This window comes from Stenotrophomonas sp. 05N37, from assembly GCF_056397365.1.
On record NZ_JBFTNG010000001.1, the window covers coordinates 729967 to 746268 of the forward strand.

7 protein-coding genes are annotated in these 16302 nt (G+C 68.8%); all 7 read right to left on the reverse strand.

Annotated elements, in window-relative coordinates; genetic code table 11:
* Positions 1-50: 50 nt before the first annotated feature.
* The 7 genes from pbpC to prpB all read right to left on the reverse strand — a co-directional run bounded on the left by pbpC (position 51) and on the right by prpB (position 16223).
* Entirely contained in the window at positions 51-2426 is a 2376-nt protein-coding gene (gene pbpC / locus AC1DGC_RS03325) for a penicillin-binding protein 1C (protein ID WP_478047203.1), read from the reverse strand.
* 55 nt (positions 2427-2481) lie between these two features.
* On the reverse strand, positions 2482-7401 hold the full coding sequence (locus tag AC1DGC_RS03330; RefSeq protein ID WP_478047204.1) for an alpha-2-macroglobulin family protein: 4920 nt from the start codon (positions 7399-7401) through the stop codon (positions 2482-2484).
* Between the two features lie 1266 nt (positions 7402-8667).
* A complete protein-coding gene (locus tag AC1DGC_RS03335) occupies positions 8668-10125 on the reverse strand; it encodes a bifunctional 2-methylcitrate dehydratase/aconitate hydratase (protein ID WP_259206200.1) in 1458 nt (485 codons plus the stop codon).
* Positions 10126-10143: 18 nt separating this feature from the next.
* Positions 10144-11334, reverse strand: a complete 1191-nt coding sequence (gene prpF, locus AC1DGC_RS03340; protein ID WP_478047205.1) for a 2-methylaconitate cis-trans isomerase PrpF — start codon at positions 11332-11334, stop codon at positions 10144-10146.
* A gap of 56 nt (positions 11335-11390) precedes the next feature.
* Positions 11391-14006 (reverse strand): Fe/S-dependent 2-methylisocitrate dehydratase AcnD, encoded by a 2616-nt coding sequence (gene acnD / locus AC1DGC_RS03345; RefSeq protein ID WP_478047206.1) that lies wholly within the window; start codon positions 14004-14006, stop codon positions 11391-11393.
* A 139-nt stretch (positions 14007-14145) separates the two neighbouring features.
* Positions 14146-15303 (reverse strand): bifunctional 2-methylcitrate synthase/citrate synthase, encoded by a 1158-nt coding sequence (gene prpC, locus AC1DGC_RS03350; RefSeq protein WP_259206206.1) that lies wholly within the window; start codon positions 15301-15303, stop codon positions 14146-14148.
* 29 nt (positions 15304-15332) lie between these two features.
* Positions 15333-16223: a methylisocitrate lyase gene (gene prpB / locus AC1DGC_RS03355; RefSeq protein WP_259206207.1), complete on the reverse strand. Its 891-nt coding sequence runs from the start codon at positions 16221-16223 to the stop codon at positions 15333-15335.
* Positions 16224-16302 lie beyond the last annotated feature (79 nt).

Genomic DNA, 16302 nt, shown 5'->3' on the forward strand with positions numbered 1-16302 from the left:
GCTGGTGCCGGCCGTTGGCCGGCCCTAGCGCGTGACCTGCGGCGGGCACGTCAGCGCAGGATGCGGAACCGCACCTGGGTCCAGGCGCCATCGGCGGCCAGTGCGGTGAGCGTATGCTCGCCCACTTCCTCGAAGTCACGCTGGAACAGGCGCGCGCCTTCGGTACGCGCGATCCAGCGCCCGTCCAGCAACCAGTCCACGCTGTTGTCATTGCCCAACGCTCGCAACTGCAGGCGCACGCCGTGTTCGGCATTGGGCGCGCGCGCCAGCGTGGCGCGGTCGTTGAGGCCATCGATGTGCAGGCTGCCACCGCTCTCGCGGCCATCGTCGCTGCAGTCCGGCGACAGCGCCGGCAACTGCGCCGCATGCCGCTGCGCCTGCGGCAGCCAGGGCGACAGCAAGGCGGGCCAGCGCGCGATCTCGCGCGTCTCGATCTCATGCGGGAGGCGGCAATCCGGCGACAGCCGCAACCCGGTGCGTGCATCCACGTTGAAGCGCTGGCGGCCGGGCTGCCACAGGCGCGCATCGCGCTCGGCAAACGTCGGTGGCACCACACCGTCCAGGATGAAGGCATCCAGGCGACGCTGGCATAGCGCGTCTTCGGTGCGTTCGGCGAGTTCACCGGTCGGCCAGCAGATCGTCTCGCGGGTCACGTTCGCCGGCGTCGCCGCCGCGCTGGCATCGCCGGCCTGGCGTGGCAGGCTGTCCACCACCTCGAACATCAACGGCAACGCGGTCACCGCGCCGTACTGCCCCGGCAGCGGCGTGCCATCCGGCCGTCCCACCCACACGCCCACCGTGTAGTGACGGGTGCCGCCGATCGCCCACGCGTCGCGGTAGCCGTAGCTGGTGCCGGTCTTCCAGGCCACGCGCGGGCGCCCGGTCACATCGAAGGTGCCGCTGCCGTAGCCGGGGCGCGGATTGGATTCGAGCACCTCGCGGGTAATCCAGGCCGCACCCGGCGACATCAGCCGGCGTTCGATCACCGGATCGGCCGCGGTGTAGCGCACGCGCCCGGCGATGCCGTTGCGGTTGAATGCGGCAAATGCGCCGACCAGGTCCTCCAGCCGCGCGCCGGTGCCGCCCAGGATCAGCGACAGGTTGGGCGCACTGCCGTGCGGGAACCGAAGGTTGATGCCGGCATGCGACAGCCGCGCGGCAAAGCGTGCCGAGCCGACCCGGTCCAGCAGGTCCACCGCCGGCACGTTGAGCGACAGCCGCAACGCGGTGGCCGAACTCACCGGGCCGTTGAACGCCGCATCGAAATTGCCCGGGCGGTAGCCCCCGAAGGCCTGTGGGGCGTCCACCATCAGGCTTTCCGAATGGATCAGCCCGTCATCCAGGGCCATCCCGTACAGGAACGGCTTGAGCGTGGAGCCTGGCGATCGCCAGGCCTGCACCATGTCCACGTGGCCCAGCCGCTGCTTGTCGCCGAAGGCCACCGAGCCCACGTAGGCGCGCGCTTCCAGGGTGCGGTTGTCCACCACCAGCAGCGCGGCGGAGGTGCGCTCGGGCAACTGCGAGAAATACGAGGACACCCGCTCTTCCAGGGTGCGCTGCAGGTCGATGTCCAGGGTGCTTTCGATCCGCGCCGCGCGTGGCTGTGCCGTGCGCAGGCGCTGGGCCAGCAGGGCGGCATGCAGCGGCGGCTGCAACGCGCGGGTGACCACGGGTTCGATGCGCGCGTCATCCACGTCTTCGCGCGTCCACACGCCCACCGACACCATCCGTTCCAGCACCTTGTCGCGGGCGCGCTGCGCCGCTTCGGGGTGGCGATCCGGACGCAGCCGGCTGGGCGCCTGTGGCAGCACCGCCAGCAGCGCGGCCTCGGCCTGGGACAGGCGTGCGGCCGGCTTGCCGAGGTAGGCCCAGCTCGCCGCCTCCACGCCTTCGATGGTGCCGCCGTACGGCGCGCGCTCCAGGTACAGCGCCAGGATCTGGGCCTTGCTCAGGTGCACTTCCAGCTGCACCGCGCGCAGCATCTGCTTGGCCTTGCCCCACGGCGTGCGCGAATGCGGGTCCAGGATGCGTGCCACCTGCATGGTCAGGGTCGACCCGCCGGACACGATCCGGCCCTGCAGCAGCCATTGCTTGCCGGCGCGCAGCATGCCCCAGGGATTGATGCCCGGGTGCCGCCAGAACCAGCGGTCTTCATAGTTGAGCAAGGCCTGCAGGTACAGCGGGGAGACGCTGTCGGCCGCTGCCGGATAGCGCCAGACGCCGTCGCCGTCGGCGAACGCGCGCAGCGGCGTGCCGTCGCGCGCCACCACCAGCGTGCTGGTGTCGCGCGCCTTGGGCAGCGGCGGCGGGAACGCCAGGTCCAGCACCAGCAGCAGGGCCAGCAGTACGGCGGTGCCCCACCGCAGCGCAGGCAACAGCCAGCGCCGCGCAGGACCGGTGAAGCGCGGGGAAAGGAAAGACTTCATCACATCGACGCCGGCAACGTGCGGGCCATCGCCGGAGCGACGGCCCGCGCCCGGCTCAGGGCTGGACCACGGTCAGCGTGGTCGGGTTGCTGCGCCCCACCCCGCGCAGGTCGGGGCGATACATGTCCTCCACCAGCGGCGGCGGCACGGTATAGGTGCCCGGGGTGACCGCGCGCACCAGGTAGAACACCTTGGCGGTGCTGCCCTTGGACAGCTTCAGCGCGGCCACGTAGCGGTCGTCGCGGAACTCCTCGTGGCGCAGCGTGGCCGCATCGCCGCGGTCGTTGACGTTGAGTCCGTCCACCACCACGTCGGCCCACTGTTTGGCATCGCCGAGGTTGAAGTTCTCGATCTCCAGGCCCGCCGGCAGCAGGTCGGTGAGCAGCGCATCGGGCATGTCCAGGTTGGGGGTGATGCTGACCCGTACGATGAGCGCCTCGCCTTCCTTGAGCGCGCGCGGCGTCCACGGCTTGCCGTCGGTGGTGTACCAGGTGCGTTCCACGCCCAGGTGGCGGTTGTCCGGCTCCGGCGCAGTGCGCGGGATGCCGGCCACTTCCAGGCTGGCGAACATCGGCGGCTCGCCCTGCGGGCTGAAACGCACGCCCTTGGCCAGCGCGGCGTAGTCGAAGCTGCGCCCGAACATGCGGCGCGCGGCAATCGCCTCCACCTCGCCGCCCACCGCCAGCTCGCCGGACACCAGCTTCTTCTGGTTGGCCGCCAGCGCCTTGCCCAGGCGCGCGATGGCGACCTGTTCCTGGGTGCTCAGCCACATCCAGCCACTGTTGCGGCGCGCGTCCAGTGCCCGTCCCAGGTCGACCGCGCGTGCGTCATAGGCCGGCTTGGACAACTTGCGCTCGTGCAGGAGCGCGATCATCAACGCATCGTCGCGCACCGCACTGCCGTAGTCGCCGAAGTACTGCGGACGCTCGCTGCTCGGCTTGGCGAAGCCGGCGGCAATGGCGGCATCGCCACGCTTGTGATCGCCCTGCAGCGACAACGCGATGCCCAGGTGGACCAGCGGCAGGCCGGTCAGCGCCTTGCCACGCTCGTTGTCGTACAGCGCGCGCAGCGTGCCCAGCGGGGCACGGTTGACCCGGGCCAGCACGTAACCGGAATACGCCTGGTTGGCGAACTTGAGGTTCTCGCGGCGGTCCTCGCCGTAGAACTGGTTGCCGCCGGACAACAGGTCTTCGCTCAGGCGGTTCAATGCCTTCTGCAGCACCCCATCGGGTACCGCGAAGCCGGCATCCTTGGCATCGAGCAGGAACTCGGCGATGTACGGGGTCAGCCACGGATTGACGTAGCCGTCGTCGCCCCACATCGAGAAGTTGCCGTTGGCCACCTGCATCGACGCCAGCCGGCCGAACGCGCCTTCCATGCGTTCGCGGCGGCTCTTGGCATCCAGGCCGTCGGCACCGAGCATGGCCGAGGTCGCCTCGTCCAGCATCAGCGCGGCATACCCCTTGCTGGTGGTCTGCTCGGCGCAGCCGTAGGGGTATTTCAACGCGCCATTGAGCGCGCTGGCAAACGGGATCGGCGGCAACGCGCTGACCAGCATCCGCGCGGTCACCGAGTCGTCCATCAGGCCATCGGCCAGGCCGGTGCCCATCTCCACGGCCGCCAGCGGGTCCAGCGTACGGGTCTGCGCACGCAGTACCTGCGGCCAGGCCGCGCGCACCGGCAGGTCATAGCGGCGGTCCACCTTGAAGCCGTTGCCGTCCACCCGCACCCGCACCTTGGCCACGGTGTAGCCCTCGCGTGCGCTCAGCGGGAAGCTCAGCGTGCTCTTGGCGTCGGCCTTGAGCTGCAGGGTGCGGCTGGGTTCGCCCAGGGTGAGCGGGCCGATGCCATCGACCTGCACCTTGAACTCGCCGGGCTTGCCGGTGAAGTTCTGCACATCCAGGGTGACCGTGCTGCGGTCGCCCGGGGCCAGGACCCGCGGCATGCTGGCTTCGGCCAGGATCGGCGCGCGCACCACGGTCTCCATGTCGCGCTTGCCGTACTGGTCATCGGAGTAGACCACCGCGGAGACGCGCAGGGTGCCGTTGAAATCGGGCACCTTCAGCGCGATCCGGGCGATGCCCTTGGCATCGAGCTTCACCGGGCCGGAGAACAGGTCCACGGTCTGCACCCGCGCAGTCGGTCGCTTGGCCTGCGGCATCGCCGCCAGCGCCATGTCGCCACCGAACTTGAGCTTGCCGCTGCTGCCGTCGAAGCTCTCGATCACCCGGCTGTAGATGTCATAGGCATCCACGCCCAGGCGCCGCTGCGCGAAGAAGTGGCCGGCCGCATCGGGCACCGGGAAGCGGGTGATGTTGAGGATGCCCACGTCCACCGCCGAGACGGTCACGTGCGCGACCTTGCCCGCCAGCTGCGGTGCGCTCACCGCCACCGGCAGGGTCTGCTCGGGGCGCATCTGCTTGGGCACCGACAGGCCCACCGCGATCTGGCGCGCCTTGCGATCCATCGGGACGTGCACCACGCCGACCGCGCGGGCCGGGGTGATCTTGCTGGGCGCGCTGCCGCCACGGAACACCAGCGCGGTGATGTAGACGTCGTGGCGTTCCCACTCGGCACTGACCGGGATGTCGAAGGTGCTGCCCGGCTTGGCGTCGATCTCCTGCACGTACAGCATCTTGTCGCTTTCCACCATCAGGATGCCCTTGCCGGCGTGCGGCGGGGTGACGGTGACGCGCACGGTGTCGCCGGCCTTGTAGCCGGTCTTGTCCAGGCCCAGCTTGATCTTGTCCGGGCGGGCATCCAGGCCACGGTTGTCGTCGTTCCAGCTCCAGCCGGCGCGGAACGGATAGCGGCTGGTCAGCCCGGTGCCCGGATCGAACACGTCCAGGCGGTACTCGCCCCACTCCACCGGAACATCGATGGCCACCGCCGCACTGCCGGCATCGACGGTGCGGGTTTCCTTGTTCTCGAAGCGCCGGGTGAAGTCGTAGTCCCAGCGGTTGTCGTTGAAGGTCCAGTGGTAGTCGCGCAGCTCGCGCACCAGGGTGACCTTCAGGCCCTTGGCCGGCTGCGGCTTGCCGCCCGCGTCCACGCGCATCAGCTCGAAGCGGGCGTTGCCGTTGGCATCGGCGCCGTCGTCGGGATTGAACAGCGGGCGCACGCCCACCAGCACCGGCGCCGGCCACATCACCCGCTTGAGGGTGCGGGTGACGGTGCGGCCGCCGGTTTCGTACACGCTGCCGGACAGCACCACCGCGATCGGCGCGGTCGGCTTGACCTCGTCGGGCAGGGCCACGTCCTGGCGCAGCTTGCCGTCGGCGGGGAATTCGGTGTCGATGATGTCGCGCGCTTCACGCGGCAGCTCGGTGGTCGGGTCGCCGAAGAAGTAGCCCGGCAGCGATTCCACCGGAGACTGCTCGGCGGCCACGGCCAGGCGCGCGGTGAAGCGGTTGCCGTCGGCCGGCGCGCCATACAGGTAGGCCGCATCGGCGATCAGCTTGAGCGGCTCGCCGGGCTTGAGGGTCTTCTGCGCGCTGTCCAGGTCCAGCTTCATGCGCTCGGGCAGGAACTCCTCGATGCGCAGGGTCATGCCCTGGATGGCGTCCTTGCTGGCCGGATTGGTGCGGAATTCCACCTGCCAGCGCCCGGTCGGCGCTTCGGCCGGGATCAGCTGCTCGAAACTCAGGTAGCCCTGCTCGCCCGGCTGCAGGCGGGTCTCGCGGAAGGTCTTGCCATCGGGCTGCTTCAGGCGCAGGAACACCGGCTGCGGTTTGGTCGGCTTGCCATCGTTGTCGCGCAGCAGCGCGGAGATGCGCACGGTTTCACCGGGGCGGTACAGGTCGCGCCCGGACCAGGCGAACACGTCGAACCAGGCATTGTCGCGACCGGCCACCGCGAACTCGCTCAGGTCCAGCGCGGGCTGGTTGAACGGCAGCATCGAGGTGTCCGCGCCGCTGCTGGCGATCAGCACGTGGCTCGCGTCCAGGGTGTAATTGAGCAGCGCGTTGCCATTGCCATCGGTGTTGCCCTTGAGCACCACCTCGCCCTTGCCATCGAGGATGCGCAGCTCGATTTTCTTCAGCGCCGCGCCACTCTGCAGCGAGGCGGTGTGCACGAACAGCTTGTCCTTGTAGGCGCGGGTGTGCAGGCCGATGTCGCTGACGGTGAAGAAGGCGGTGTCGAACTCGCTGTCGAACGAGCCGCTGCGCTTCATCACCGCGAAGTACAGGCCCGGCTCCTGCAGCTCCTTGATGTCCTGGGTGGGCAGGTAGGTCAGGACGCGCTCGTTCTGCTTGCCGCCCAGCACGAAACGATTGACGTACACCGGCTCGGCCAGCTGCGACATCGGGGTCTTGTCGCCGTACTCGCTGTCCAGTTCCCAGCTGCCACGGCGCCCGCCGCGCTGGTATTGGCTGAAGAAGCGCGGCAGTTCCTTCTCGCGCACGCGCAGGAACTCCACGTCCACTTCCTGCACGTTCACCGACACCACCGGCAGGCCGCGGCTGTCCTTGGCCGGCAGCACGCTGCCCTGCGAGGCGAAGCCGGCGACCGGCTTGAGCTCGCCGCTGAACACCTTCTGGCGCAGTTCCTTGCCGATCCGGCTACCGTCGGCGGCGAGCAGGTCGGGCGAGACGATCAGGTTGTATTCCTTGGCCGCCTCCACGAACGGGTAGCGCAGGGTCAGGCCGTCATCGGAGAGCGTCCAGCTGCTGTCCTCGGTGCCCACCTTTTCGGCGAAGCGGACGAGTTTGTCGAAGTCCTGGGTCCCCACCAGCGGCCGCGAGAATTCCAGCGCCAGCGAGACGCCGTCGCCCTTCTGGTCGGGATAGGCCCGCACCAGGGTGAACCCGCTCACCTTCTCGGCCTTGGCCGCGATCGGCGCACCGGAGGGTGTGGGCAACTGCCCGCTCTCGTTGCGCTTGCAGCCGCCGATACCGACGGCCAGGCCGGCGGCCAGCGCCAGCCCCACGATTCCCTTCCAGCCCCACTGCCCGACCCGACTGCGGATAGCCATGATGTCGCTCCTTGAACAAGGCGGCCAGTATAAGGGCCGGGCCGCCCCGAACGGCGCCGTCGCCCGGGGAACCGGACGCGCACCGGTAGTGCCGAGCCATGCTCGGCAACCGCGCGCCAGCGCGGCAAACCCGCCCGAAGCCTTTCCCCTGCCGACCGATGCGGCTTTACCGAGGTTGAAACGCGGGCAGACGCCGGATGGCCGGCGTACGCGAACTCGACCGGCAAGAGCAGCCGAGCATGGCTCGGCTCTACCCGGGTACCTTCCGCGACAACCAGCCGAGCGGTGCCGTCACCCGGGCACCCCGACGCGCACCGGTAGTGCCGAGCCATGCTCGGCAACCGCGCGCCAGCGCGGCAAACCGCCCGAAGCCTTCCCCTGTCGACCGATGCGGCTTTACCGAGGTTGAAACGCGGGCAGACGCCGGATGGCCGGCGTACGCGAACTCGGCCGGCAAGAGCAGCCGAGCATGGCTCGGCTCTACCGGGTACATGCCCGCGTCCAGCAGCCTAGCGACACCGTCACCCGGGCAACCCGACGCGCACCGGTAGTGCCGAGCCATGCTCGGCAGCCGCGCGCCAGCGCGGGAAACCCGCCCGAAGCCTTTCCCCAGCCGACCGACGCGGCTTTACCGAGGTTGAAACGCGGGCAGACGCTGGATGTCCGGCCTATGCCAAGTCCGCAGGCAGGAGCAGCCGAGCATGGCTCGGCTCTACCCGGGTGCCTGCCCGCGTCCAGGAACCAAGCGGTGCCGTCACCCGGGCACCCGACGCGCACCGGTAGTGCCGAGCCATGCTCGGCAACCGCGCGCCAGCGCGGGAAACCCGCCGGAAGCCTTTCCCCACCCAACCGATGCGGCTTCGCCGAGGTTGAAACGCGGGCACACGTCGGATGGCCGGCGTACGCGAACTCGGCCGGCAAGAGCAGCCGAGCATGGCTCGGCTCTACCCGGGTGCCGCCCGCGTCCAGGAACCGAGCGGTGCCGTCGCCCGGGCACCCGACGCGCACCGGTAGTGCCGAGCCATGCTCGGCAGCCGCGCGCCAGCGCGGCAAACCGCCCGAAGCCTTTCCCCTGCCGACCGATGCGGCTTCGCCGAGGTTGAAACGCGGGCACACGCCGGATGGCCGGCGTACGCGAACTCGGCCGGCAAGAGCAGCCGAGCATGGCTCGGCTCTACCCGGTTCCTGCCCCGCGACGAGCAGCCGAGCATGGCTCGGCTCTACCCGGTGCCTGCCTCGCAACGGGCAGCCGGGCATGGCTCGGCGCTACCCGGCTACGTACAACTCCACATAGTCGTGCACCGGCATCGCCTCCAGCACCACCGGGTCGAGCGAGGCATCGAGGATGCGTCGCTGCTGCCGGGTCGGGAAGGTGGCGGCCAGGTGGGCGCGGAACTTGTCCTCCAGCAGCGGGATGCCTTCGGCGCGGCGGCGGGCGTGGCCCAGCGGGTACTCGACGGCGGCGTCGAGGTGGCTGCCGTCGGCGAACACCACCTCCAGCGCGTTGGCGATGCTGCGCTTGTCGGGGTCCAGGTAGTCGGCGGTGTAGCGCGGCTCCTCCACGCAGGTGATCTTCGCGCGCAGCGGATCGATGCGCGGGTCAGCGGCGACATCGTCCTCGTAGTCCTCGGCCACCAACCGGCCGAAGATCAGCGCGATGGCCACCATGTACTGCACGCAATGGTCGCGATCGGCCGGGTTATGCAGCGGGCCGGGCTTGTCGATGATGCGCAGGCAGGCCTGCTGGGTGCGCAGGGTGATGTGGGCGATGTCCTCGCAGCGCCGGCCCGCCGCGCGCATGCGCGCGTGCAGCTGCATGGCCGCTTCCACTGCGGTCTGCCCATGGAACTCGGCCGGATGACTGATCTTGAACAGCACGTTCTCCATCACGTAGCTGCCATAGGGGCGCTGGAAGCGGAACGGCTGGCCGCCGAAGGAGACGTCGTAAAAGCCCCAGGTGGGCGCGGTGAGCGCGCTGGGGTACCCCATCTCGCCGGCTGCAGCCATCAACGACAGCCGCACCGCGCGGCTGGTCGCATCCCCGGCCGCCCAGCTCTTGCGCGAGCCGGTGTTGGGCGCGTGGCGGTAGGTGCGCAGCGACTGGCCGTCGACCCAGGCCAGCGAGACCGCGTTGAGCATGCGTTCGCGGTCCAGGCCGAGCAGGTGCGCCACCACGGCGGTGGAGGCAACCTTGACCAGCACCACGTGATCCAGCCCGACCCGGTTGAAGGCGTTCTCCAGCGCCAGGCAGCCCTGGATTTCATGCGCCTTGACCATCGCGGCCAGCACGTCACGCATGGTCAGCGGCGGTCGCCGCAATGCCTCGGCGTTACGGCTGAGCCAGTCGGCGGTGGCCAGGATGCCGCCCAGGTTGTCGGACGGATGGCCCCATTCGGCGGCCAGCCAGGTGTCGTTGAAATCCAGCCAGCGCACCATCGCGCCGATGTTGAAGGCGCCCTGCACCGGGTCCAGCTCGAAGCGGGTTCCCGGCACGCGCGCGCCGTTGACCACGCGCATCCCGGGCACCAGCGGTCCAAGCAGTTTGCTGCAGGCCGGGAACGCGAGCGCGGCCAGGCCACAGCCCAGCGAATCGATCAGGCAGTGGCGCGCGGTGGTGTAGGCCAGCGGCGACTCCACCCGGTAGTCGCGCACGTAGTCGACGATGTCGGTCATGACCGCATCCCACGGCGGCCGCTGGTTCGCGTTGCGGTCGTGACCGGACATCGTGATCTCCTGTTGAAGCTATAGCGTGTCGGCGGGTACCCGCACTGCGCCTTCCATCAAGACGCGCGCACTGCGGCTCATGATGGCCTTGGTGACCGTCCACTGACCGTCAACGAGGCGCGCTTCGGCGCCCACCCGCAGCGTGCCGGAGGGATGCCCGAAGGTGACCGCCTCGCGCGCGCCACCGCCCGCGGCCAGGTTGACCAGCGTGCCCGGGATCGCCGCCGCCGTGCCGATCGCCACCGCCGCCGTGCCCATCATCGCGTGGTGCAGCTTGCCCATCGACAGCGCGCGGGCGTGCAGGTCGATCGCGCCGGCGGCAATCTGCTTGCCGCTGGAGGACACGTAGTCCTGGGCCGGGGCGACGAAGGCCACCTTGGGCGTGTGCTGGCGGGTAGCGGCCTGGTCGATGCGGTCGATCAGGCCCATGCGCACCGCGCCGTGCGCGCGGATCGCTTCGAAGCGGGCCAGCGCGGCCTTGTCCTCGTTGATCGCCGGCTGCAGCTCGGTACCGGTGTAGCCCAGGTCGGCGGCGTTGAGGAAGATGGTGGGAATGCCGGCGGTGATCATCGTCACCGGGAAGCTGCCCACGCCGGGCACGTCCAGGGTGTCCACCAGGTTGCCGGTGGGGAACATCGACCCGCCCTCGCCTTCGCCATCGTCGGAGGGATCGAGGAACTCCAGCTGGATCTCCGCGGCCGGGAAGGTCACCCCGTCCAGCTCGAAATCACCGCTTTCCTGCACCTGGCCATCCACGATCGGCACGTGCGCCAGAATGGTCTTGCCGATGTTGGCCTGCCAGATGCGTACCGTGCAGGTGCCGTTGTGCGGGATGCGCGCCGGGTCGATGAACCCGTTGCTGATCGCGAACGGGCCGACCGCGGTGCTGAGGTTGCCGCAGTTGCCGCTCCAGTCCACGAACGCGGTCTCGATCGCGACCTGGCCGTACAGGTAGTCCACGTCATGCGCCGGCACCGACGCGGCGGCGATGATGACGCACTTGCTGGTGCTGGAGGTGGCCCCGCCCATGCCGTCGGTGTGCTTGGCATACGGGTCCGGCGAGCCGATCACGCGCATCAGCAGGGCATCGCGCGCCGGGCCAGGCACCTGCGCAGCGGCAGGCAGGTCGGTCAGCCTGAAGAAGACACCTTTGCTGGTGCCCCCGCGCAGGTAGGTGGCGGGGATGCGGAGCTGGGGGAGAAACGCCATGTCGAAGTCCTGATGGAAAGACGGCCCGTCGCCGGGCCGTCGTGATGCGGAGGGAATCAGGCGACCTGCGCCGATTCCAGGAAGTCCTGGGCGAACCGCTGCAGCACGCCGCCCGCCTCGTAGATGGAGACCTCTTCAGCGGTATCCAGACGGCAGGTGACCGGCACCCGCAGTTGTTCCCCGTTGCGGCGATGGATGACCAGGGTCAGCTCGGCGCGCGGCACGCGCTCGCCCAGCACGTCGAAGGTTTCGGTACCGTCGATGCCCAGCGTCTTGCGGTTGACGCCTTCCTTGAACTCCAGCGGCAACACGCCCATGCCGATCAGGTTGGTGCGGTGGATCCGCTCAAAGCCTTCGGCCGCGATCGCCTCCACGCCGGCCAGGCGCACGCCCTTGGCGGCCCAGTCGCGCGAACTGCCCTGGCCATAGTCGGCACCGGCGATGATGATCAGCGGCTGCTTGCGCTCCATGTAGGTTTCGATCGCTTCCCACATGCGGGTGACCTCGCCTTCCGGCTCCACGCGCGCCAGCGACCCATGCTTGACCTGGCCATCGACCACGGCCATCTCGTTGATCAGCTTCGGGTTGGCAAACGTCGCCCGCTGCGCGGTGAGGTGGTCGCCGCGGTGGGTCGCGTAGGAATTGAAGTCTTCCTCGGGCAGGCCCATCTTCGCCAGGTATTCGCCGGCCGCGCTGCTGGCCATGATCGCGTTGGACGGCGACAGGTGGTCGGTGGTGATGTTGTCGCCGAGCACCGCCAGCGGGCGCATGCCGGTCAGGCTGCGGGCACCGGCCAGCGCACCTTCCCAATACGGCGGGCGGCGGATGTAGGTGCTCTGCGGGCGCCAGTCGTACAGCGGGCTGATCGGTGCACCGTGTTCCACCTTGAAGGTGAACATCGGGTCGTAGACCTTGCGGAACTGCTCCGGCTTGACGCAGGCCTTGACCACTGCATCGATCTCGGCGTCGCTCGGCCACAGGTCCTTCAGCGTGATCGGGTGGCCGTCGGCGTCGTGGCCGAGCGCATCCTTCTCGATGTCGAAGCGCACGGTGCCGGCGATCGCGTAGGCCACCACCAGCGGCGGCGAGGCCAGGAACGCCTGCTTGGCGTACGGGTGGATGCGGCCATCGAAGTTGCGGTTGCCCGAGAGAACGGCGGTGGCATACAGGTCGCGGTCGATCACTTCCTGCTGGATCTTCGGGTCCAGCGCGCCGCTCATGCCGTTGCAGGTGGTGCAGGCGAAGGCGACGATGCCAAAGCCCATCTGCTCCAGTTCGGTCAGCAGGCCGGCTTCTTCCAGATACAGCTGCACCGCCTTGGAACCGGGCGCCAGCGAACTCTTCACCCACGGCTTGCGGGTCAGGCCGGCGCGGTTGGCGTTGCGCGCCAGCAAGGCGGCGGAGATCACGTTGCGCGGGTTGCTGGTGTTGGTGCAGCTGGTGATCGCGGCGATGATCACCGCGCCGTCGGGCATCAGGCCATCGGCCTGTTCCAGCTTGCCCGAGGCCAGCTTGCCTTCGTCGGCGATGCCGCGGGCGGCCAGGTCGGTGGTCGCCACGCGCTTGTGCGGGTTGGACGGGCCGGCCATGTTGCGCACCACGGTGGACAGGTCGAACTGCAACACGCGCTCGTACTGCGCGGTGACCAGATCGTCGGCCCACAGGCCGGTGGCCTTGGCGTAGGTTTCCACCAGGGCAACCTGGGCGTCTTCGCGGCCGGTCAGGCGAAGGTAATCCAGGGTCTGCTGGTCGATGTAGAACATCGCCGCGGTGGCGCCGAACTCCGGCGTCATGTTGGAAATGGTGGCGCGATCGCCAATGGTCAGCGCATTGGCGCCCTCGCCGTAGAACTCGATCCATGCACCGACCACACGCTCCTTGCGCAGGAACTCGGTCAGCGCCAGCACCACGTCGGTGCAGGTGATGCCCGGCTGCGGGCGGCCGGTGAGTTCCACGCCGATGATGTCGGGCAGGCGCATCCACGAGGCACGGCCGAGCATCACGCTCTCCGCTTCCAGGCCGCCCACGCCGATGGCGATGACGCCCAGGGCGTCCACGTGCGGGGTATGGCTGTCCGTGCCCACGCAGGTATCGGGGAAGGCCACGCCATCGCGCACCTGCACCACCGGCGACATCTTCTCCAGGTTGATCTGGTGCATGATCCCGTTGCCCGGCGGAATCACGTCGACGTTCTTGAACGCCTTCTTGGTCCAGTTGATGAAGTGGAACCGGTCTTCATTGCGGCGGTCCTCGACGGCGCGGTTCTTCTCGAACGCCGCCTTGTCGAAGCCCGGGAATTCCACCGCCAGCGAGTGATCGACGATCAGCTGGGTCGGGACCACCGGATTGATCTGCGCCGGGTCACCGCCGGCATCGGCGATGGCGTCGCGCAGGCCGGCCAGATCGACCAGGGCGGTCTGGCCGAGAATGTCATGGCACACCACGCGTGCCGGGAACCACGGGAAATCCAGGTCCTGGCGGCGCTCGATCAGCTGGCGCAGCGAGGGCTCCAGCGTGGCCGGGTCGCAGCGGCGCACCAGGTTTTCGGCCAGCACGCGCGAGGTATACGGCAGCGTGGCATAGGCACCGGGCTGGAGGGCATCGACGGCGGCGCGGGTATCGAAATAGTCCAGCGACGTGCCGGGGAGGTTCTTGCGGTACTGAGTATTCATGGCTGGCGATAGCTGCTTGTTGGCGGGCCGGGGCGTCGTGACACCGGCAAAGAAGGAGTAGCGACGCCGCAACGGAGCAGACCGGCATCGCGCCGGCCTGTTCCGCAAAGCACCCGCGAACGGGTGCGGTACGTCGGTCTTACCTGCGCTGGTCGATCGGCACGAAGGCCTGGTCTTCCGGACCGGTGTAGTTGGCGCTGGGGCGGATGATCTTGCCGTCGATGCGCTGTTCGATGATGTGCGCGCTCCAGCCGGAGGTGCGCGCGATGACGAACAGCGGGGTGAACATCGCCGTCGGCACGCCCATCATGTGGTAGCTGACCGCGCTGAACCAGTCCAGGTTCGGGAACATCTTCTTGATGTCCCACATCACCGTTTCCAGGCGCTCGGCGATGTCGAACATCTTCACGTTCTGCTGCTCGGCCGACAGCTCGCGCGCCACTTCCTTGATCACGTTGTTGCGCGGATCGCTGACCGTATACACCGGATGGCCGAAGCCGATCACCACTTCCTTGCGCTCGACGCGGGCCTTGATGTCGGCCTCGGCGTCATCGGGGCTGTCATAGCGCTTCTGCACTTCGAAGGCCACTTCATTGGCGCCACCGTGCTTGGGGCCACGCAGCGCGCCGATGCCGCCGGTGATGCAGCTGTACATGTCGCTGCCGGTGCCGGCGATGACGCGGCAGGCGAAGGTGGAGGCGTTGAACTCGTGCTCGGCGTACAGGATCAGCGAGGTGTGCATCGCCTTCACCCACGAATCCTGCGGCTTTTCGCCATGCAGCAGGTGCAGGAAGTGGCCGCCGATGGAGTCGTCGTCGGTTTCCACGTCGATGGCGCGGCCGTTGTGGCTCCAGTGGTACCAGTACAGCAGCATCGAGCCGAGGCAGGCCATCAGCTTGTCGGCGATGTCGCGCGCGCCGGGGTGGTTGTGGTCGTCCTTCTCCGGCGACACGCAGCCGAGCACCGACACGCCGGTACGCATCACGTCCATCGGGTGCGCCGACGGCGGCAGCTCTTCCAGCGCGGCCTTGACCGCGGCCGGGATGCCGCGCAGCGACTTCAGCTTGGCCTTGTACGCCACCAGCTCGGCGCGGGTGGGCAGCTTGCCATGCACCAGCAGGTGGGCGATCTCCTCGAACTCGCTGGTGTTGGCCAGGTCCAGGATGTCATAGCCGCGGTAGTGCAGGTCGTTGCCACTGCGGCCCACCGTGCACAGCGCGGTGTTGCCCGCAGCGGTGCCGGACAGGGCGACGGATTTCTTCGGCTTGAAGCCGGGGGCGGTGGTTGCTTCGCTCATGATCCCTCCAGAAAACAAATGGTGCCGGGTTACTTCTTGGCGGCGAACAGCGCGTCGAGCTGCTGCTCGAAGGCGTGGTAGCCGATACGGTCGTACAGTTCTTCGCGCGTCTGCATCGCATCGACCACATTACGCTGGTGGCCGTCGCGGCGGATGGTCGCATACACGTTCTCGGCGGCCTTGTTGGCGGCGCGGAACGCAGACAGCGGGAACAGCTGGATGGCGACGCCGGCCGAGGCCAGTTCATCGCGGGTGAACAGCGGTGTCTTGCCGAACTCGGTGATGTTGGCCAGCACCGGCACCTTCACCGCGTCGACGAAGCGGCGATAGGTGGCCAGGTCATAGGCAGCCTCGGCGAAGATGCCGTCGGCGCCGGCCTCCACGCAGGCGATGGCGCGCTCGATGGCCGCGTCCACCCCGTCCACCTGGATGGCGTCGGTACGCGCGATCAGGAAGAAGTCCGGGTCGGTCTTGGCATCGGCGGCGGCCTTGACCCGGTCGACCATCTCGCCCTGGGTGACGATTTCCTTGCCGGGGCGGTGGCCACAGCGCTTGGCGCCGACCTGGTCCTCGATATGGCAGGCCGCCGCGCCGGCCTTGATCAACGACTTCACGGTGCGCGCGATGTTGAACGCGCTCGGCCCGAAGCCGGTGTCGATGTCCACCATCAGCGGCAGGTCGCACACATCGGTGATGCGGCGCACGTCGATCAATACGTCCTCCAGGGTGTTGATGCCCAGGTCCGGCAGGCCCAGCGAGCCGGCCGCGACGCCGCCGCCGGACAGGTAGATCGCCCGGTAGCCGGCGCGCTGGGCCAGCAGGGCGTGGTTGGCGTTGATCGCGCCGATCACCTGCAACGGCGATTCGGCAGCCAGGGCGGCGCGGAACCGGGCGCCAGCGGAGGAAACAGGGGTGCTCATGCGGCATTCCATCGTGGTTGACGGGGTGACAGGCGCAAGGGCCGTGCCAGCTTGCAAGTGTCTGATTTCATTGCGACAT

Bases quoted from the DNA above. Each gene is read 5' to 3' on its own strand.
- prpC (WP_259206206.1), bottom strand. From the start codon at position 15,303: ATGAGCGAAGCAACCACCGCCCCCGGCTTCAAGCCGAAGAAATCCGTC.
- prpB (WP_259206207.1), bottom strand. From the start codon at position 16,223: ATGAGCACCCCTGTTTCCTCCGCTGGCGCCCGGTTCCGCGCCGCCCTG.
- prpF (WP_478047205.1), bottom strand. From the start codon at position 11,334: ATGGCGTTTCTCCCCCAGCTCCGCATCCCCGCCACCTACCTGCGCGGG.
- AC1DGC_RS03330 (WP_478047204.1), bottom strand. From the start codon at position 7,401: ATGGCTATCCGCAGTCGGGTCGGGCAGTGGGGCTGGAAGGGAATCGTG.
- acnD (WP_478047206.1), bottom strand. From the start codon at position 14,006: ATGAATACTCAGTACCGCAAGAACCTCCCCGGCACGTCGCTGGACTAT.
- pbpC (WP_478047203.1), bottom strand. From the start codon at position 2,426: ATGAAGTCTTTCCTTTCCCCGCGCTTCACCGGTCCTGCGCGGCGCTGG.
- AC1DGC_RS03335 (WP_259206200.1), bottom strand. From the start codon at position 10,125: ATGTCCGGTCACGACCGCAACGCGAACCAGCGGCCGCCGTGGGATGCG.